General features: G+C 76.0%; 20 protein-coding genes. 14 read left to right on the plus strand and 6 right to left on the minus strand.

The window, feature by feature from the left end:
- Positions 1 to 12: 12 nt before the first annotated feature.
- Both WAB14_RS00110 and WAB14_RS00115 read right to left on the minus strand, forming a co-directional pair.
- Entirely contained in the window at positions 13 to 201 is a 189-nt protein-coding gene (locus WAB14_RS00110) for a hypothetical protein (protein ID WP_340266183.1), read from the minus strand.
- A 22-nt stretch (positions 202 to 223) separates the two neighbouring features.
- Positions 224 to 553, minus strand: a complete 330-nt coding sequence (locus WAB14_RS00115) for a hypothetical protein (RefSeq protein WP_340266185.1) — start codon at positions 551 to 553, stop codon at positions 224 to 226.
- A 118-nt stretch (positions 554 to 671) separates the two neighbouring features.
- Between WAB14_RS00115 and WAB14_RS00120 the strand changes: the two genes are divergently transcribed.
- Positions 672 to 1,637, plus strand: coding sequence for a helix-turn-helix domain-containing protein (locus WAB14_RS00120; protein WP_340266187.1), 966 nt, complete (start codon positions 672 to 674; stop codon positions 1,635 to 1,637).
- Positions 1,638 to 1,782: 145 nt separating this feature from the next.
- Here WAB14_RS00120 and WAB14_RS00125 read toward each other — a convergent pair whose 3' ends face one another.
- From WAB14_RS00125 to WAB14_RS00135, 3 genes are read right to left on the minus strand one after another with little or no spacing between them, the layout of a single operon-like run.
- Positions 1,783 to 3,006 carry an acetyl-CoA C-acetyltransferase gene (locus WAB14_RS00125; protein WP_340266190.1) on the minus strand — a complete coding sequence of 408 codons (1,224 nt, stop codon included), beginning with the start codon at positions 3,004 to 3,006 and terminating at the stop codon, positions 1,783 to 1,785.
- 22 nt (positions 3,007 to 3,028) lie between these two features.
- Positions 3,029 to 3,994, minus strand: a complete 966-nt coding sequence (locus WAB14_RS00130; protein ID WP_340266192.1) for an SGNH/GDSL hydrolase family protein — start codon at positions 3,992 to 3,994, stop codon at positions 3,029 to 3,031.
- Positions 3,991 to 4,743 (minus strand): MBL fold metallo-hydrolase, encoded by a 753-nt coding sequence (locus tag WAB14_RS00135; protein ID WP_340266194.1) that lies wholly within the window; start codon positions 4,741 to 4,743, stop codon positions 3,991 to 3,993. Before WAB14_RS00135 ends, WAB14_RS00130 begins: the two co-directional genes overlap by 4 nt.
- 120 nt (positions 4,744 to 4,863) lie before the next feature.
- Between WAB14_RS00135 and WAB14_RS00140 the strand changes: the two genes are divergently transcribed.
- From WAB14_RS00140 to WAB14_RS00165, 6 genes are all read left to right on the plus strand, one after another.
- Positions 4,864 to 6,267 carry a cystathionine beta-synthase gene (locus tag WAB14_RS00140; RefSeq protein ID WP_340266196.1) on the plus strand — a complete coding sequence of 468 codons (1,404 nt, stop codon included), beginning with the start codon at positions 4,864 to 4,866 and terminating at the stop codon, positions 6,265 to 6,267.
- The gene (locus WAB14_RS00145) at positions 6,264 to 7,535 is read left to right on the plus strand and encodes a CehA/McbA family metallohydrolase (protein ID WP_340266198.1); all 1,272 of its coding nucleotides are present in this window, start codon (positions 6,264 to 6,266) and stop codon (positions 7,533 to 7,535) included. The genes WAB14_RS00140 and WAB14_RS00145 overlap by 4 nt, the downstream gene beginning before the upstream one ends.
- Before the next feature lie 71 nt (positions 7,536 to 7,606).
- Positions 7,607 to 8,425, plus strand: a complete 819-nt coding sequence (gene heR / locus WAB14_RS00150; protein WP_340266201.1) for a heliorhodopsin HeR — start codon at positions 7,607 to 7,609, stop codon at positions 8,423 to 8,425.
- Between the two features lie 42 nt (positions 8,426 to 8,467).
- Positions 8,468 to 9,550 (plus strand): EamA family transporter, encoded by a 1,083-nt coding sequence (locus WAB14_RS00155; RefSeq protein WP_340266204.1) that lies wholly within the window; start codon positions 8,468 to 8,470, stop codon positions 9,548 to 9,550.
- Positions 9,531 to 9,779 carry a hypothetical protein gene (locus WAB14_RS00160; protein ID WP_340266206.1) on the plus strand — a complete coding sequence of 83 codons (249 nt, stop codon included), beginning with the start codon at positions 9,531 to 9,533 and terminating at the stop codon, positions 9,777 to 9,779. Before WAB14_RS00155 ends, WAB14_RS00160 begins: the two co-directional genes overlap by 20 nt.
- Positions 9,780 to 10,136 (plus strand): type II toxin-antitoxin system PemK/MazF family toxin, encoded by a 357-nt coding sequence (locus WAB14_RS00165; protein WP_340266208.1) that lies wholly within the window; start codon positions 9,780 to 9,782, stop codon positions 10,134 to 10,136. It begins immediately after the preceding gene.
- A 32-nt stretch (positions 10,137 to 10,168) separates the two neighbouring features.
- Here WAB14_RS00165 and msrA read toward each other — a convergent pair whose 3' ends face one another.
- Positions 10,169 to 10,861 (minus strand): peptide-methionine (S)-S-oxide reductase MsrA, encoded by a 693-nt coding sequence (gene msrA / locus WAB14_RS00170; RefSeq protein ID WP_340266210.1) that lies wholly within the window; start codon positions 10,859 to 10,861, stop codon positions 10,169 to 10,171.
- Positions 10,862 to 10,974: 113 nt separating this feature from the next.
- Between msrA and WAB14_RS00175 the strand changes: the two genes are divergently transcribed.
- The 7 genes from WAB14_RS00175 (at position 10,975) to WAB14_RS00205 (ending at position 17,659) form a co-directional block, all read left to right on the plus strand.
- Complete coding sequence (locus tag WAB14_RS00175) at positions 10,975 to 11,697, plus strand: DUF4129 domain-containing protein (protein ID WP_340266212.1); 723 nt, start codon at positions 10,975 to 10,977, stop codon at positions 11,695 to 11,697.
- Positions 11,694 to 12,128, plus strand: a complete 435-nt coding sequence (locus WAB14_RS00180; protein WP_340266214.1) for a hypothetical protein — start codon at positions 11,694 to 11,696, stop codon at positions 12,126 to 12,128. Before WAB14_RS00175 ends, WAB14_RS00180 begins: the two co-directional genes overlap by 4 nt.
- Complete coding sequence (locus WAB14_RS00185; RefSeq protein ID WP_377002213.1) at positions 12,125 to 13,129, plus strand: AAA family ATPase; 1,005 nt, start codon at positions 12,125 to 12,127, stop codon at positions 13,127 to 13,129. Before WAB14_RS00180 ends, WAB14_RS00185 begins: the two co-directional genes overlap by 4 nt.
- Positions 13,130 to 13,136: 7 nt before the next feature.
- Positions 13,137 to 14,468: a DUF58 domain-containing protein gene (locus tag WAB14_RS00190; RefSeq protein WP_340266216.1), complete on the plus strand. Its 1,332-nt coding sequence runs from the start codon at positions 13,137 to 13,139 to the stop codon at positions 14,466 to 14,468.
- Positions 14,465 to 14,947, plus strand: a complete 483-nt coding sequence (locus WAB14_RS00195; protein WP_340266218.1) for a hypothetical protein — start codon at positions 14,465 to 14,467, stop codon at positions 14,945 to 14,947. Before WAB14_RS00190 ends, WAB14_RS00195 begins: the two co-directional genes overlap by 4 nt.
- Positions 14,948 to 15,018: 71 nt before the next feature.
- A complete protein-coding gene (locus tag WAB14_RS00200) occupies positions 15,019 to 16,242 on the plus strand; it encodes a cystathionine gamma-synthase (RefSeq protein WP_340266220.1) in 1,224 nt (407 codons plus the stop codon).
- 16 nt (positions 16,243 to 16,258) lie between these two features.
- Positions 16,259 to 17,659 carry a glutamate mutase L gene (locus tag WAB14_RS00205; protein WP_340266222.1) on the plus strand — a complete coding sequence of 467 codons (1,401 nt, stop codon included), beginning with the start codon at positions 16,259 to 16,261 and terminating at the stop codon, positions 17,657 to 17,659.
- The last annotated feature ends 20 nt before the right edge of the window (positions 17,660 to 17,679 follow it).

Below are 17,679 nucleotides of genomic sequence, written 5' to 3' on the forward strand. Positions count from 1 at the left end.
CCGTCTCGGCGGCTACACCCGCTGCGCCGCAGGGGGTGTGGTCGCGGACTCCCGGGCGGGCGGCCCGCCGCGGAGGCGCTCCGAGTCCCTGTGCGCGAGGCGGTCGAGGACGGCGAGTCCGTCCACCGCCGCCCGGACGACGCCGTCACGGCGCGCGTCGGCCCCTCCGAGGGCGACGAGGACCGCGACGAAGGACGTCACGAGTACCAGCGTGGCGAGCACGTCACACCCCGCTCGCGGCGAGCGAGCGCGACCCACCGGGGACGGGCAGCCCACCTCGCCCGCGCAGCGTCGCGACGTGCGCCCGCACCGTCGTGTCGTCGAGGAGCGCGGGGCACAGGCCGCCGAGGATGCGGTGCGCCCGGGCGAACCGGCGCACGAGCACGACGCCGGGATCGCCCGTCGTCGGGCCGAGCGAGGCGCCGGCGGCGGCCTCGAGGTCGAGGACGACGGACTCGAGCCCGGGGGCGTGCGCTCCGTCGACCGCGAGGTCGAGCTCGCCGACGACGGTCGCGAGCTCGTCGAGCGCCAGGGAGATGGGGGTGGTGGTCATGGTCATCGCCTCCTGTCGTGCCACACGTGGGTGGCGTGGGACCAGGGTCCGCCGGTGGCGCCGCCCGGACGAGTGGCTGGACTGCCCATGCGCGCCAAGTTTCTGCCACACTGGCCGGATGCTGCGGAACGTGGTCGCGCTCGTCTACGACGGGGTGGGGTCCTTCGGCCTGGGGGTCGTCTCCGAGGTGTTCGGCTACGACCGGTCGGCCGACGGGCTGCCGGTCTACGACTTCGCCGTCGCCGCCGCGGAGCCCGGTCCCGTGCGGACCGACACCGGCCTGCGGATCGTGGTCGAGCACGGTCTCGAGCGGGTCGAGCAGGCCGACCTCGTGTGCGTGCTCGGGTGGGAGCGCGGCGACGCGGACCTGCCGGAGGCCCTGCTCCAAGCCCTGCGCGACACCGTCGCCCGCGGCGGCAAGATCATGAGCCACTGCAGCGGCGCGTTCGTCGTGGCGGCCTCGGGCCTGCTCGACGGCCGGCGCGTCGCGACGCACTGGATGCACGCCGACGAGCTCGCGCGCCGCTATCCGCAGGTGAGCGTGGACCGCGACGTCCTCTACGTCGACGACGACCCGATCTACAGCAGCGCCGGGACGGCTGCCGGCATCGACACGTGCCTGTACCTGCTGCGCCAGGAGCACGGGGCGGCGGTCGCGAACGACGTCGCCCGGCGGATGGTCGTCCCGCCGTACCGGGAGGGCGGGCAGGCGCAGTACGTCACCGCCGCCGTGCCCGAGGTCGACGACACGTCGTGCCTGCGCGAGACGCTCGTGTGGGCGCAGGAGCACCTCGAGGAGGACCTCAGCGTCGACCAGATGGCGGCGAGGTCCCTGATGTCGCCCCGCAGCTTCGCGCGCCACTTCCGCGCCGCGACGGGGTCGACACCCCACGCGTGGCTGCTCGGGCAGCGGATGTCGCGGGCGCAGCAGCTGCTCGAGACGACCGACCTGCCGGTGGAGGAGGTGGCGCGCCGCAGCGGGCTCGGCGCCGCGACGACACTGCGGCACCACTTCTCGCAGCGACTCGGCACGTCACCGCAGGCGTACCGGCGGACGTTCCGGGGGCTCGCCGCGGCCGGCTGAGGCGGGCTGCGTGCCGCGCCTACCCCAACCGCTGTTCCACAGGGGTTGTAGACGCGATTCGGCGATCTCGGCGCTACAACCCCTGCGGCGCAGGAGGGGTAGGCGGCAGGCGGCAGGCGGGTCGTGGGTGGCCCTGGTGGGCCTGTCAGCTGAGGCGCTCGTACACCACGGCCATGCCCTGACCGCCGCCGACGCACATCGTCTCCAGGCCGATGGTGCCGTCGGTGACCCGCAGGGCGTTGAGCAGCGTCGTCGTGATCCGAGCGCCCGTGGCACCGAACGGGTGGCCGTAGGCGATCGCGCCGCCGTGCACGTTGAGCCTCTCCTCGTCGACCCCGAGCTCGTCGGCGCTCGCGAGCACCTGGGAGGCGAAGGCCTCGTTGATCTCGACGAGGTCGACGTCGGACATCGTGAGGCCCGCCCGCTCCAGCGCCTGCCGGCTCGCCTCGACCGGGCCGAGGCCCATGATCTCCGGGCTCAGCGCCGACACGCCGGTCGACACGACCCGGGCGAGCGGCTGCAGGCCGTGGGCGTGGGCGAAGTCGGCGGACGTCACGACGAGCGCGGCGGCGCCGTCGTTGAGGGCGCAGCAGTTGCCGGCCGTCACCGTCCCCGTCGCCCGGAACACCGGCTGCAGGGACGCGACCTTCTCGTACGTCACGCCGGCGCGCGGTCCGTCGTCGGTGGAGACCACGCCACCCGAGGGGGTCGTCACGGGGGTGATCTCCGCGGCGACGTGGCCGGCGGCGATCGCGGCCTCGGCGCGGTTCTGGCTCGTGACGCCCCAGTGGTCCTGCCGCTCGCGGCTGATGCCCCGCAGGTGGGCGACGTTCTCCGCCGTCTGCCCCATCGCGATGTAGACGTCCGGCAGGGCGCCGTCCTCGCGCGGGTCGTGCCAGTCGGCGTCGAGCTCGGCGGTGCGGGCCGTGCGGTCCCGCGCCTCGGTGAAGCGGGGGTTCATGACGTCCGCGCCGAACAGGTCCGAGCCGGACACGCCCCGGTAGCGGGAGATGCACTCGACGCCCGCGGAGACGAAGGCGTGCCCCTCCCCGGCGCGGATCGCGTGCATCGCCATCCGCGTGGTCTGCACGCTGGAGGAGCAGAACCGGTTGACGGTCGTGCCGGGCAGGCCGTCGTGCCCGAGAAGCACCGCCACGACGCGGGCGAGGTTCGTGCCGTGCTCGCCCGACGGTTCCGCGCAGCCGAGCATGAGGTCGTCGAGCTCCGCCACCGACAGCCCGGGCACCGCCTCGAGCGCCGCGCCCACGACCTGCGCGGCGAGGTCGTCCGGGCGGACGTCGACGAGCGAGCCCTTGCGGGCCCGGCCGATGGGGGAGCGGGTCGCGGAGACGACGACGGCGTCGGTCATGCGGGCAGCCTAGCCCGCTCGGTTACCCACCGGTAACAACAGGGTGGAGCGTCACGGTGAGCGCCCCGACGGCGACGGGCACGACGTGTGCCATCACGCGCCGGTACCCCTCGGCGGAGGGGTGGAAGCGGTCCTCGCTGAAGAGCACGGACGGGTCGGCGCGCAGGTCGTCGGCGAGGACGGCCCGCAGGTCGACCGGGTGCCCGCCGGCGTTGAGCACCGCGGCGGCCTGCGCGGTGGCGAGCTGCCGGGACCAGCGCCCGCCGAGCGCGCGCAGGGGCTGGGCGACCTGCGTGATCGTCCCCAGGTCCGGGGTCGTGCCGACGACGACGTGCGTGCCGAGCGCGACGAGGCGGGCGACCGTCGCGCGCAGCAGGGCCGCCGCCTGGCCGGCGGGGACCCGGCGCTGGACGTCGTTGCCGCCGACGATGACGAGGACGACGTCCGGGCGGGCGACACGCTCGAGCAGCCGGTCGGTCTGTCCCTCGAGCTCCGCCGACACCGCGCCCGACCGCGTGGAGACCGTGAGCTCGACCTGCCGTCCGAGCGCGGCCGCGACCCCGGTGGCGAGCAGCACCCCGGGGGTGCCGGCGGGGGAGTCCGCTCCCACCCCGGCCGCCGCGGAGTCGCCGAGGACCCCGACGAGCACCGGGTCGTCCTCGAACAGGCCGTCGTCCGGGACGCGCCCGGCGAGGTCGTAGCGCCCGTCGAGCGCGTGGGCGGCGGGCATCCGCGGCTCGATCCACCGCTTCGCCATGCGCGCTTCTGCCACCAGCACGCCGACGCCGGTCACGCCGAGCAGGGTGAGGCCACCGCCGCCGAGGGCGACGGTCCGCGTGAGCCGGCGCAGGCCGGGCCGGGCGGTGCCCATGCCGGCCGGTATCGGCTCCACGAGCACCGGACGTGAGCGGACGGCGGGCAGGACCACTCGTGAGGACCAGCCGCTGACCAGCGCGTTCACGGCCTTCGCGGCCTCGTCGGCGTTCACGCGGCCGCCTCGCGTGCGGCGCGACGCTCGTGGCGGTGCAGGCGCCGCTCCTGGCGGCGGACCCTCGCGCGGACCCGCTCGCGGGCGCGGTCCCGGATCTCCGGACCGTGCGTGAAGGCCGCGACGGTGTAGTCGAGATCGGTGAGGGCGTGGACCGTGCGCAGCGACAGCGGGTAGTCGTGGCAGACGACGGGGGACAGCCCGGCGAGGCGGCCGGCGACGTGGACGAGGACGTCGCCGGTGATGAGCACCCCGGACGGTTCGTGCAGCAGCGAGACGTGGCCGGGGGTGTGGCCGGGGGTGTGGACGACGCGGAGGCCCCCGGCGACGTCGAGGACCTCGCCGTCGTGCAGCTCGACGTCGACCCGGACCGGGTCGTACGTCGCCTGCGTCCAGCGCTCCAACCAGCGCGCGAGCCGGTAGCGCCGGTCGCTTCCGGGGGAGCGGCCCGTCTCGAGCACACCCGCGTCGGCGGTGTGCGCATGCACCTGCGCGCCCTGCGCCGCCCAGCCCGCCGCGCCGCCGGCGTGGTCGGCGTGCGCGTGGGTGAGGAGGAGGCGGCGGACGTCCTGCGGGGCCTTCCGCATGGCCGCGAGACCCGCGGTGAGCGCGGGGACGCTCGTGGCGTAGCCGGCGTCGACGAGGGTGACCGAGCCGTCCGGCTCGGCGAAGGCGTAGGAGTTGACGAGGTCGAAGCGCGCCGTCGGCAGGCGCCACACGCCCTGCCCGACCTCGACCGCCCCGCTCACCGTCCCAGCGTAAGGAGCGCCCCGGACACGTGCCGCCGGAACGGCGCGGGAGCGGAGGGGCATCGGTGTCCGACCCGGTGGCGTCGGGGCGTGTCCGGGGCCTCTGCCACGATGGGGCCCGTGCGCTACGCCAGCTCGGTCGTCGACCTCGTCGGCGGGACCCCGCTCGTCCGTCTCAACCGCGTCACGCACGGGCTGTGGGAGGGGGCCGCGCACGGTGACGGCCCGCTCGTCCTCGCGAAGGTCGAGTACCTCAACCCCGGCGGCAGCGTGAAGGACCGGATCGCGCTCAAGATGGTCCTCGCCGCGGAGGAGTCCGGGGCCCTGCAGCCCGGCGGCACGATCGTCGAGCCGACGAGCGGCAACACGGGCGTCGGGCTCGCGCTCGTCGCCCAGCAGCGCGGCTACCGCTGCGTCTTCGTGTGCCCGGACAAGGTGAGCGAGGACAAGCGCAACGTCCTGCGCGCGTACGGCGCCGAGGTCGTCGTGTGCCCGACGGCGGTCGAGCCGAGCCACCCCGACTCCTACTACTCGGTCTCCGACCGGCTCGCGCGGGAGCTGCCCGGCGGCTGGAAGCCCGACCAGTACTCCAACCCGGCCGGTCCGGCGAGCCACTACGAGACGACGGGCCCGGAGATCTGGGACGACACCGAGGGGCGCATCACCCACTTCGTGTGCGGCGTCGGCACCGGTGGCACCATCACCGGCACCGGGCGCTACCTCAAGGAGCAGTCCGGCGGCGCGGTGCAGGTTGTCGGCGTCGACCCGGAGGGGTCGGTGTACTCCGGCGGGACGGGACGGCCGTACCTCGTCGAGGGCGTCGGTGAGGACTTCTGGCCGACGGCGTACGACCCGTCCGTGCCCGACGAGATCGTCGCGGTCTCCGACGGCGACTCCTTCCACATGACCCGGCGGCTGGCGCGCGAGGAGGGCCTGCTCGTCGGCGGCTCGTGCGGGATGGCGGCGGTCGGCGCGCTCCGCGTCGCCCAGCGCCTCGCCGAGGAGGGGCACCCGGACGCCGTCGTCGTCGTCCTGCTGCCCGACAGCGGCCGCGGCTACCTGTCCAAGATCTTCGACGACCGGTGGATGGCGTCCTACGGCTTCCTCGGCGGCGGGAACGGCGACCGGACCGCGGCCGACGTGCTGCGGGCGAAGGCCGGCGACCTGCCGGCGCTCGTCCACACCCACCCGAACGAGACGGTCCGCGACGCGATCGAGATCCTGCGGGAGTACGGCGTCTCGCAGATGCCCGTCGTCAAGGCCGAGCCGCCGGTCACCTCCGGCGAGGTCGCGGGCGCGGTCAGCGAGGAGCACCTGCTCGAGCGGGTCTTCACCGGTCGCGCGTCGCTCGCGGACCCCGTCGAGAAGCACATGGACTCCCCGCTCCCGCTCATCGGCGCCGGGGAGTCCCTCGACGCGCTGCGGGAGGCGCTCACCCTCGCCGACGCCGTCCTCGTCGTCGGCGACGGCAAGCCCGAGGGCGTGCTCACGCGCCTCGACCTGCTCGGCTTCCTCGCCCGGTGACGGACGGTCCGACCGCATCGGCGGGCGCGCTCCTCCTGCGGCCGGCCTCGCGCGGGGAGGAGCCGCGTGCCGGTGCCTCGCGCGCGAGCGGCCTCCTCGCGACGGCGCACGCCGACCTCGTGCGCGGCACGACCCTCCTGCACGCCGACCTCCACAACCACACCGACCTGTCCGACGGCGCCGGGCACGCCGACGACGCCTTCGCGTGCATGCGCGCCGCGGGCCTCGACGCGGCGGCGCTCACCGACCACGCCGGATTCGCGGACGCGGGCGCGCTCGCCCGCGTCCGCGAGGTCGTGCCGTGGGCGGGCATGCCCGTGAAGACGATCGAGCAGGCGGACTTCCTCCGCGCGACCGAGATCGCGGACGCCTTCGACGACCCGGGCGGCTTCACCGCCGTCCGCGGGTTCGAGTGGACGACCCCGCACCTGGGGCACGTCAACGTGTGGTTCTCCGAGGACTGGCTGCCCCCGGACGACCGCGTCGGGATCGCGGGGCTCCACGACTGGCTGCTCGGGTCGCGCTCCGGCGACGACGCCCTGTTCGGGCTCAACCACCCCGGTCGCGAGCCGCTGCGCTTCGACGGCTTCCGCCACGAGCCCCGACTCACCGACCGCATGGTGAGCATCGAGGTCTTCAACCGCGACGACGACTACCTGTTCGAGGGCTACCGGCTCGGGCAGGCGAGCCCGCTGCTGGAGTGCCTCGACGCCGGCTGGCGGCCCGGTCTGCTCGGGGTGTCCGACGAGCACGGCCGCCGCTGGGGCTTCGAGCCCGGCCGCGGCCGCGCCGGGCTGTGGGTGCGCTCGTGGGACCGCGGGGGGCTGCGGGAGGCGCTGCTCGCGCGGCGCTTCTTCGCCACGCGGGAGCCGGGGCTCCGGCTGGACTGCGTCGTCGCCGCCGGTGACGGTGCGGGGCGGGCGGCTCGCATGGGCGGCACGCTCGCGGTCCCGGCCGGTACCCGCGAGCTCGCGGTGACCATCGACTGCGAGGTGCCGCCGGACGTCGCGACCGACCGGCTCGAGGTCCAGGTCCTCACCCGCGGCATCACCGTCCCGACGGTGCTGGCGACCGCCCCGCTCCGCTCCGGTGAGGTGGGCGAGGTCACCGTCGGGCTCCAGGGCGACTGGGACGCCGAGGAGGTGCCGTGGCTCGTCGTCCGCGTCGCCGACCCCACGATGCGGAACCTGCAGCCCGGCCCCGCCGGCCACCCGGCGAACAACCGCGCGCTCGCCTACGCCAGCCCCGTGCAGCTCGTCGCCGCCTGACAGACCGCGCCGAGGTGCGGGTCATCCTCAGCAGGCTGATGATCGGGAGGTCGTCGACCTCGGGAGGACCCATGACCGCCGACCACGTCACCGAGAGCCCCGCGGGGGCGGAGGCGGGCCACGACCCGTCCGGCTCCACCGGCTCGCTGCGCGGGCTGCGGCGCGACAACCTCGTCGCGGCCGCGCTGCACGCCGTCCAGGCGGTCGTCGTGCTCGTGCTCGCCACCGACTTCACGCTGCCCGTCACGGCGTCCTACCTCGCGGGGCCGCCGGGGTCCGGGCGGTACGAGACCGTCACGCTCTTCGACTCGCCGCTCGCGCTCGGGGTGGCGCTGTTCCTCGTGCTGTCGGCGTTCTTCCACGTCCTCGTGTCCCTGCCGGGCGTGCACGAGCGGTACCTGCGCGGGCTCGTCGACCACCACAACTACTACCGGTGGGTCGAGTACTCCCTGTCGGCGTCGGTCATGGTCGTGCTCATCGCCCAGCTGACGGGGATCGCGGACGCCGCGGCGCTGATCGGGCTGTTCGCCGTCAACGCGTCGATGATCCTGTTCGGCTGGCTGCAGGAGCGCTACGAGGAGCCGGGGAACGGCCGCTGGCTGCCGTTCGTCATGGGCAGCGCCGTCGGGATCGTGCCGTGGCTCGCGATCCTGCTGTACGTCGTGGCGCCCGGCTCGGAGTCCGGCGCCGCACCTCCGGACTTCGTCTACGCGATCATCGTGTCGCTGTTCGTCTTCTTCAACGTCTTCGCCGTCGTCCAGGCCCTGCAGTACGCCCGCGTCGGCCCGTGGCGGCGCTACGTCGTGGGGGAGCGGACGTACATCGTCCTGAGTCTGACGGCGAAGTCGGCGCTCGCGTGGCAGGTGTTCGGCGGGACGCTCGCGGGCTGAGCCCGCGCGGCCGGGCCGCACGCGGCGCGGCAGACTCCGGTCGTGACCGAGCCCGTCGTCCAGGCCCCCGCCCGACCGGAGGCGCCGGGCGCGCACCCCGCGCAGGGGTGGACGCTGCTGATGCTCGGGATCACGCTGTTCGTCGTCAACGCCGGCGTGTCCCGGCTCGCGCTCACCAACGGCGCCGACCCCGTCCCGCTCGCCGCCGTCCGGATCGCGGGGACGGCGTTCGTGCTCCTCGTCGCGCTGCTCGTGACCGGGCGCGGCGCGCGGCTGCGGCTGTCGTGGCGGGAGCTGCCGCTGCTCGTCGGGTACGGCCTCGGCGGGGTCGCGCTCGTGCAGGTCAGCTACTTCGTCGCCATCCAGCGGCTGCCGATCGGGCTCGCGCTGCTCCTGGAGTACCTCGCGCCGCTGCTCGTCGCGCTCGCGGCCCGGTTCCTCCTCCGCGAGCGGGTGAGCGCGCTGCTGTGGCCGGCGCTCGCGCTGTCGCTCGGCGGGCTCGCCCTCGCCCTCGGGCTCGGCGGCGACGTGTCGCTCGACCCGGTCGGTGTGGGCGCCGGGCTCGTCGCGGCGGCGTCGTTCGCGACGTACTTCCTCCTCGGCGAGCGCATCGTCCGCACGCGCGACGCCCTGTCGACGACGTTCTGGGGCTTCGCGATCCCCGGCGTCCTCGTGCTCGCGGTCGTGCCGTGGACGAGCCTGCCCGGCTGGACGACGCACCCGGTCGAGCTGCCCGCGGCGATCGGCTCGGGCGAGGTCGCGCTCGCGCTCGTCGTCGCGTGGGTCGTCGTGCTCGGCACCCTGTCGCCGTTCGCGGCGGAGACCGCGGCGCTGCGGTGGATCCCGGCGACGGTCGTCACCGTCGTCGCGACCCTCGAGCCCGTCGGCGCCGCGGTCCTCGCGTGGTGGTGGTTCGACGAGTCGCTGACGACCCTGCAGGTCGTCGGCTTCGTCCTCGTGCTCGCGGGCGTCGTGCTCGCGCTGTTCTCGCGTGCGGCCCCAGCGCCGCGATCGCGGCGTCCCGTGTCCGAAGCAGCGTCTACGTTTTCGTCTACACCGCGCGTATCCTCGGCTCATGGAGACGAAGGGCGCGACGACGATCCGGGTGCGCCGCGACGTCCGTGATCGGCTCAACCACCTGAAGGACGCTCGTCAGATGTCGTTGAACGAGCTCCTCACCGCGGCCTTGGACAGACTCGAGGAGGCGGACTTCTGGCGTCGTCAACGGGAGGCCCATGCCGCCGTTCTCGCCGACCCCGAGCTGCGCGAGCGCGCCGAAGCGGAGCGGTCGATCTGGGACGGCGTCGTGACCGACGGTCTCGACCTGGTCGACGACGACGAGCGGACACCCTGAGTGCCACGAGCGGGGGTCGGGCTTCCGCGACGTGGCGACATCTGGCACCTCGACCTGGGCACGCCCATCGGTCACGAAGCAGGCGCCCGACGCTTCGCCCTCGTCGTCAGCGTCGACGCCCAGAACCGCTTCGGCCTGGCCGCAATCTGCCCGATCACGACGACGGCACTGGGCTACCCCAGTCACGTCGAGATCGACAAGGGCACCGCGGGCATGTCGGCGATCTGCTACGTGCAGGTCGAGCAGCTCCGCACGGTGTCGACCGACCGGTTCGAGACCTTCAAGGGCGTCCTGGACCCGGTGCGGATGAACGACGTGGAGCAGATCATGCGTTGGGTGCTGGGTCTCGGCCGCTGACAGCTGCCGACAGCTCGCCTCGCCCCTCGACCTCAGCCCTCCGGCAGCTGCGCCCGCGCGACCCCCTGACCGTGGGCGGCCATGTCGTAGCCGACCTGGCAGAACCCGTGGTTGCAGTACCCGTGCGGGTTCTTCTGGAGGTACTGCTGGTGGTAGTCCTCGGCGTAGAAGAACTCGCCCGCGTCGGTGGCCGGGAGGATCTCCGTCGAGATCTGCCCGTACCCCTCCGCCTGCAGCGCTCGCTGGTAGCGCTCGCGGGAGTCGCGGGCGGCGGCGAGCTGCGCGTCGGTCGTCGTGAAGATCGCCGACCGGTACTGCGTACCGACGTCGTTGCCCTGCCGGTTCGGGGTCGTCGGGTCGTGGTTCTCCCAGAACTCCTTGAGGAGCCGTTCGAGCGGGACGACGGCGGGGTCGAACACGACGAGGGCGGTCTCCGTGTGGCCGGTGCGCCCGGTCGTCGTCTCCTCGTACGTCGGGTTCGGCGTGTAGCCGCCCATGTAGCCGACGGCCGTCGTGTGGACGCCGTCGAGGCGCCAGAAGATCCGCTCCGCGCCCCAGAAGCAGCCCATCGCGACGTACAGGACCTCGTGACCCTCCGGCCACGGCGGGGTCATGGGCGTGCCCTTGACGAGGTGCCGGCCGGGCACCGTGACGGGCGTCGCCCGCCCGGGCAGGGCCTGGTCGCGCGTGACGGGGGTGGTGGTCTTCCGGGTGCCGAACAGCATGCGTCCTCCACGGTCGCGGTGCGGGTGTCTCGCTGCCACCGTGCACAACCGGTCGCGGGCCGCGGACGTTCCCGACCTCGGGTTCCGTCCCGCCCGTGTGGTGGGATGACGGGATGGCGGAGCCGAGGGGGCCGGGGGCGGCGTGGGTGGTCGTCCCGGCGCTCGCCTGCGCTGTCGTCGTCGCCCTCGCCGTCCTCGTCGGTCCGGTCCCGCTCTCGGGCGACAGCCCGCTCGACCGGCTCCGGCCGGCACCGGTCGCCGGTGAGGCGCCCGACGAGGAGCCCGCGGCGGACGCCGTCGGTGCCGACGCGCTCGAGGCGCCGCCGACGGACGGGATCCCCGTCGAGGTCGTCGTCGGGCTCCTCGTCACCATCGTCTGCCTCGCCCTGCTCGCGCGCGCCGTGCTGCGCGCCGCCCGCCGCCCCGCCGACGACGACGAGGAGGCGCCGGACGCCGCCGACGAGACCGTCGACGCGCTCGACGACGCGGCCGTCGCCGAGGCGGCCCGGCAGGGGCTCCTGCGCCTGCACGACGTGCCGCCGGACCGGGCGGCGGACGTCGTCGTCGCGTGCTGGGTGGAGCTCGAGCTCGCCGCCGGTGCCGCGGGCGCGGCCAGACGGTGGACCGACACCCCGACGGACTTCGCCGACCGGCTCGCCGCGGCCGCGCCCGGCCTCGACCGCCCGGCGCTCGACGGACTGCGACGCACGTACAGCCGGGTCCGCTTCGGCGGGCCGGGGTCACCGGAGCGGCACGTGACCCGCGAGGAGGTCGACGAGGCCCGGGTCGCTCTCTCGGGGCTCCTCGGGGCCCTCGGCACGGGACGACGCACGTGAGGGAGCCGCGCCCGTCCGCGGGTCCGCTGCGGTGGCTCGCCCCGTCCCCGGGACGCCTCGCCGGGGCGCTCGTCGCCGCCGCGGCCACCGCGGCGCTCTGCTGGTTCGTCGGGGTCGGACCGGCGCGGGCGGCGGGACTGTGCGCCGCGGTCGCGCTGCTCGTCCTCGTGACGCGGTTCGAGGACTCCGCCGACGACTCGTGGCCCGCGCCCCCGGCCCCCCGCACGCGTCCCGGCCGGCAGGAGGCCGCCCTCGCGCTCCGGCAGCTCGAGGGCGCCCGCACCGACACCGGGGACCGGGCGCTCGTCGGCGAGCGCCTCGAGCGCCTCGAGCGCCTCGAGCGCCTCGGTCCGTTCGCGACGAGCGACACCACGCTCGCCGCCGACGTCCGCTCGGCGGTCGGCAGCCGCGACAGGAGGACCACGCCGTGACCACCGACACCGGCTCCGCGGACGACCGGGCGCTGCCCGCGGCGGAGGTCACCCGGCTCGCGGGCGCGGTCCTCGACGCCGTCGGCACCGCCGTCGTCGGCATGCGGGACCCCCTGCGGCTCGCGCTCGCCGCGGTCCTCGCCGGCGGGCACGTGCTGTTCGAGGACGTGCCCGGTCTCGGCAAGACGCTCGCCGCGCGCAGCCTCGCCGCCGCGCTCGGTCTCCGCTTCGCACGGCTCCAGTGCACCCCGGACCTGCTGCCGTCCGACGTCACCGGCGCCTACGTCTACGACCCCGCGACCCACGAGTTCGTGTTCCGGCCCGGTCCCGTGTTCACGGGGCTCCTGCTCGCCGACGAGGTCAACCGGACGTCGCCGAAGACCCAGGCCGCGCTCCTCGAGGCGATGCAGGAGGGGCAGGTCACCGTCGAGGGCACGACCACCCCGCTGCCGCGCCCGTTCCACGTGCTCGCGACGGCGAACCCCGTCGAGTACGAAGGCACGTACCCGCTGCCGGAGGCGCAGCTCGACCGGTTCCTCGTCCGCCTCGCCGTCGGGTACCCCACGACCGCGCACGAGACCGACGTCCTCCTGCGCCGGGTCCGGCGCCGGCAGGAGGCCGTCGACGTCGCGCAGGTCGTCGACGCCGCCACCGTCCGCCGCATGCAGGCCGGCGTGGAGGCCGTCGACGTCGACCCCGACGTGGCGGCCTACTGCGTCGCCCTCGCCGCGGCGACCCGCGCCCACTCCGCCGTGGAGGTCGGCGCCTCCCCGCGCGGCAGCCTCGGGCTCCTGCTCGTCGCCCGCGCGCTCGCCGTGCTCGGCGGCCGCACCGTCGTGCTGCCGGAGGACGTGAAGACGGCCGCGCCCGCCGTCCTCGAGCACCGGCTCACCCTGGGCGTGCAGACGTGGAGCGGGACCGTGGGCCCCGCCGACGTCGTCCGGGACGTGCTCGCCGCCGTACCCGCCCCGGCGACGGTCCCTGCCGCGTCGCGGCGCTGAGTCCGACGTGACCGGGGCGGAGGCGACCTGGCGGGCGACGGCCGCACTGCGTCGTGCCCTCGTGCTCGGCGTCGGGGGCCTCGCCGGCGGACTCGCCCTCGGCCTGCCCGAGCTCGCCGTCCTCTCCGTCCCGTTCCTCCTCCACGGGGCGCTCGCCCTGCGACCACGGCCCCGGGTCGCGGCGGCCGTCGTCGTGCACGCGCCCCGGACCGCGGCGGTCGACGAACCCGTCGACGTCGCGCTCACGGTGCCCGCGGCGCCCGGTGGCGACCTCGCCGTCGTGCGGACCCCGGACGGGCCCCTCGCCCTCGCCCTGCCCGAGCGGGGCGCCCGGCGGCTCACGAGCAGCGTCGTCCCGACGACCTGGGGCCGTCGCACCCTCGCCCGGGCGGACACGCTGCTCGCCGCCGCCGACGCCCACCTGCTCGTGGGTCCGACCCAGGGGCAGGTCCGCGACGTCCTCGTCGTGCCCGCCGTGCCGCCCGCCGCGGCCGGTCCCCTCCCGCCGCACGCGACGACCGTCGTCGGGGCCCACCGCACCCGCCGCACCGGGGACGGCAGCGACCTCCACACCGTCGACGCGTTCCGGCCCGGGGACCGGCTGCGCCACGTCGACTGGAAGGCCACGGCTCGACGCGGCCAGCACCCGGGCGGCCTGCGCCTCCACGTGCGCCGGACCTCGGTCGACGCCGACGGGGACGTCGTCCTCCTCCTCGACACCCGCGGCGACCTCGGCACCGACGTCGCCACCTGGTCCGTGCCCGCGGTCCTCCAGGGCGGTGCCGTCGCACCGGGCAGCAGCCTCGACCTCACCGTGACGACCGCGGCAGGGCTGGCTGCGGCGCACCTCGAGGCGGGGGACCGCGTCGGCACCGTCGACCTCACCGTCCCCGCCGCGTCCGTCCGGCGGGGCGCCGGCCGGCGGCACCTGCGGCGACTGCGGGCCGCGCTCGCCGGCACGGCCGCGAGCGGCACCGCGGTCGGCGGACGGGCCGGGTACGCGGGCGGGCCGCTGCCGAGGCGGCTCCTCGAGCAGGCGCCGGCGCGCGCGCTCGTCGTGCTCCTCTCCCCGTTCCTCGACGACCGGGTCGCCGACCTGGCCCTCGCGCTCGCCCGGCACGGCCGAGCCGTGGTCGGCGTCGACTGCCTGCCCGGCGGGCTGCGACCGGACCGGTCGTCGGCGCTCGGGCCCCTCGCGCTGCGCCTCGTGCTCGCGGAACGCGAGGCCCGGCTCGCGGCGCTCCGGGCAGCCGGCGTACCGGTCCTGGCCGCCGACGCCGACCTGCCCGCCGCGACCCGCCGACTGGTGCGCGACCGGATCCGCGCGGCGGCGCGATGAGCGCCACCGGGTCCGAGCACACGACGCAGCGGGTGCCCGCGGGCACGGGGCCGCACGTGTCCGCGCTGCTCCCGCGCGGGGTGCTCGTCGCCGCCACGGTCCTCGCCGTGGCCGCTCAGGTCGTGGGTCGGGAGTGGCCGGGCGGCCCGCTGCCGGCGCTGGTCCCGGTCCTGCTCGCGCTCCTCCTCGCCGGCCGCCCCGGCCTGCCCCTCGGCACCCTCGTCGTCGGGGGTCCCGTCCTCCTGGCCCTCGTGGCGGGGGACGGCCTCACCGGCGGTGACGCCGCACGGGACAGCGTCACGCTGCTCGGCTGCCACCTCGCCCACCTCGCCGCCGCGCTCGCGGCGGTGCTCCCCGCGGGCACGCGCCTCGAGGTCGACGCCCTCGCGCCGACGTGGCGGCGGTTCCTCCTCGTGCAGGGAGTCGCCCAGGCGGTGCTCGTCCTGGCGGTGATCGTCGCGACCCTTCCCGTCGCCTGAATCGTCCGTCGTCGTGCTGCGTCGGGAAGGCCCGGGCCGGAGGTCCTCCTGTGCGTCGTTACGCTCCACCGGTGAGCAGGACCCCCGGCTTCTCGACCCGCGCGATCCACGTCGGCTCCGAGCCCGACCCGGCGACGGGCTCGGTGATCCCGCCGATCTACCAGACCTCCACCTACGCCCAGGACGGGGTGGGCGGGCTGCGCACCGGACTCGGCGTGGGCTACGAGTACAGCCGCTCGGGCAACCCCACCCGCACGGCCTTCGAGAGCGCGTTCGCGGCGGTCGAGACGGCCGGGGAGGAGCCGACCCGGGCCCTGTCCTTCGCGTCCGGTCTCGCCGCGGAGGACGCCGTCGTCCGCACCCTCACCCGGCCCGGGGACCACGTCGTGCTGCCCGGCGACGCCTACGGCGGCACGTACCGGCTCTTCGCCCGCGTCGCCGAGCCGTGGGGCGTCGCGTTCGACACCGCGCCGAGCAGCGACGTCGACGCCGTCCGCGCCGCCGTGCAGCCCGGCCGCACCCGGTTCGTGTGGGTCGAGACCCCGACGAACCCGCTGCTCGGGATCACCGACATCGCCGCCGTCGCCGCGGTCGCCCACGAGGCGGGCGCGCTGCTCGTCGTCGACAACACCTTCGCGACGCCGTACCTGCAGAACCCCCTCGAGCTCGGCGCCGACGTCGTCGTCCACTCGACGACGAAGTACGTCGGCGGGCACAGCGACGTCGTCGGCGGCGCCCTCGTCGTCCGCGCCGCCGGCGCCGCCGGGGCGGTCACCGACCCGCACACGAGCGAGCCGCTCGCGGACCGGCTCGCGTGGCACCAGAACGCGATGGGCGCGGTGTCGGGGCCGTTCGACGCGTGGCTCACGCTGCGCGGCCTCAAGACCCTCGCGGTGCGGATGGAGCGGCACAGCGCCTCCGCCGCACAGGTCGCGCAGTTCCTCGTCGACCACCCGGCGGTGTCCGACGTGCTGTACCCGGGCCTGCCCGGCCACCCGGGCCACGACGTCGCCGCGCGGCAGATGCGCCTGCCGGGCGGGATGGTGAGCTTCCGGCTGCGCCGCGGCCGCGACGCCGCCCTCAAGACGTGCGCCTCCACGGGCGTCTTCACCCTCGCCGAGAGCCTCGGTGGCATCGAGTCGCTCATCGAGCACCCGGGCGCCATGACGCACGCCTCCGTCGCGGGCTCGCCGCTGGAGGTGCCGGACGACCTCGTCCGGCTGTCGGTCGGGCTCGAGGACGTCGACGACCTCCTCGCCGACCTCGACGCGGCGCTCGCCGCCGCGTCGGCGTGAGCGACCCGCGCCCCACGTGACGTCCCTGCGGGTCTGCGTCGACGTCGGCTCGACGTGGACGAAGGGCCTCCTCGTGGACGTCGGCGACGGCAGCGGCGGCGACGGCGACGGCGACGGTAGCCACGGCCCGGACCGGCTCCTGCCGACGCTCGACGCGGCCGACGGCGTGCTGCGGTCCCCGGGCGTCGTCGCGACCGCGCAGCACCGCACGACCCTCGACACCGACGTCATGGACGGCGTCGCCGGTGTCGTCGCGCAGCTCGGGCACGCCGTCGGCGCGCACCCGGTGGCCTTCGGCCAGCCGCTCGTCTGCTCCTCCGCCGGGGGCGGGCTGCGGCTCGGGGTCGTCGGCTACGAGCGCGTGGTCACCGCCGAGGCCGCGCGCCGGGCCGCGGTGTCCGCCGGCGGCCGGGTCGTCCACCTCGCGTCGGGCCGGCTGCAGCCCGACGACGTCGCGGCGCTCGTCGCCGCACGGCCGGACGTCGTCGTCCTCACGGGAGGCACCGACGGCGGCGACGGCGAGGTGCTGCTCGCGAACGCGACCGCACTCGCCCCGGCGCTCGCGGCCGCCGGGCTCCCCGTCGTGCTCGCCGGCAACGCCGACGTCGCTCCCGAGGCCGAGGGGGCCCTCGCCGCGACCGGCGTGCGGGTCACCCGGGTGGGCAACGTGCTGCCCCGCATCGGCGACCTGCGGCCGGGACCCGCTCGGGCCGCCGTCCGGGAGGCGTTCCTCCGGCACGTCATCGGCGGTGAACGGCTGTCGCGCGGGCGGGGCTTCGACCGGCTCGTCCTCGCCGCCACCCCGGACGCCGTCCTCGCCGGCGTCGAGCAGCTCGCCCGCCGCTTCCCCGGCGGGGTCCTCGTCGTCGACGTCGGCGGCGCGACGACGGACGTGTACTCCGTGCTGTCCCAGCCCGCGGTCGACGCGGCCGACGACGACGTCGCCGGCACCGAGGGCGCGGCCCGGACCGTCGAGGGCGACCTCGGCATGCGGTGGTCCGCGCCCGGCGTCCTCGACGCCGCCGCCACGGAGCGGCTCGACGTGCCGCGCCTGCGGGACGACGCGGTCGTCGACGCCGTCGGGGCGCTCGCCGCGCGACCGGACCACGTGCCCGTCGACCCGGCCGGCGAGCACCTCGACACCGCCGTCGCCACTGGCGCCGCCGTCACCGCCGTCCGCCGGCACGCGCGCCCCGGCGCGCCCGGCGGGCCGGGCCGGCCGCTGCGCGACGTCGAGCTCCTCGTCGGCTCCGGCGGGGTGCTGCGCCACGGCGACGCCGCACGGGCGCGGGCCGTGCTCGGGGCGGTCCTCGACGACCACGCCGGCGCGTGGCACGTGCCCGACGCCGCGGTGCCCGTCGTCGACCGGGACTACGTCCTGTGCGCGCTCGGGCTGCTCGCCCTCGCCCGCGCCTGACCGGCCCGGGCAGCCCGCCG

Source organism: Aquipuribacter nitratireducens (genome assembly GCF_037860835.1).
Classification (GTDB): Bacteria; Actinomycetota; Actinomycetes; order Actinomycetales; family JBBAYJ01; genus Aquipuribacter; species Aquipuribacter nitratireducens.

Excerpts from the sequence above, each read along its gene's own strand:
- WAB14_RS00175 (WP_340266212.1), top strand. The coding sequence starts at position 10,975 with ATGGCGGAGCCGAGGGGGCCGGGGGCGGCGTGGGTGGTCGTCCCGGCG.
- WAB14_RS00125 (WP_340266190.1), bottom strand. The coding sequence starts at position 3,006 with ATGACCGACGCCGTCGTCGTCTCCGCGACCCGCTCCCCCATCGGCCGG.
- WAB14_RS00115 (WP_340266185.1), bottom strand. The coding sequence starts at position 553 with ATGACCACCACCCCCATCTCCCTGGCGCTCGACGAGCTCGCGACCGTC.
- WAB14_RS00195 (WP_340266218.1), top strand. The coding sequence starts at position 14,465 with ATGAGCGCCACCGGGTCCGAGCACACGACGCAGCGGGTGCCCGCGGGC.
- msrA (WP_340266210.1), bottom strand. The coding sequence starts at position 10,861 with ATGCTGTTCGGCACCCGGAAGACCACCACCCCCGTCACGCGCGACCAG.
- WAB14_RS00120 (WP_340266187.1), top strand. The coding sequence starts at position 672 with ATGCTGCGGAACGTGGTCGCGCTCGTCTACGACGGGGTGGGGTCCTTC.
- heR (WP_340266201.1), top strand. The coding sequence starts at position 7,607 with ATGACCGCCGACCACGTCACCGAGAGCCCCGCGGGGGCGGAGGCGGGC.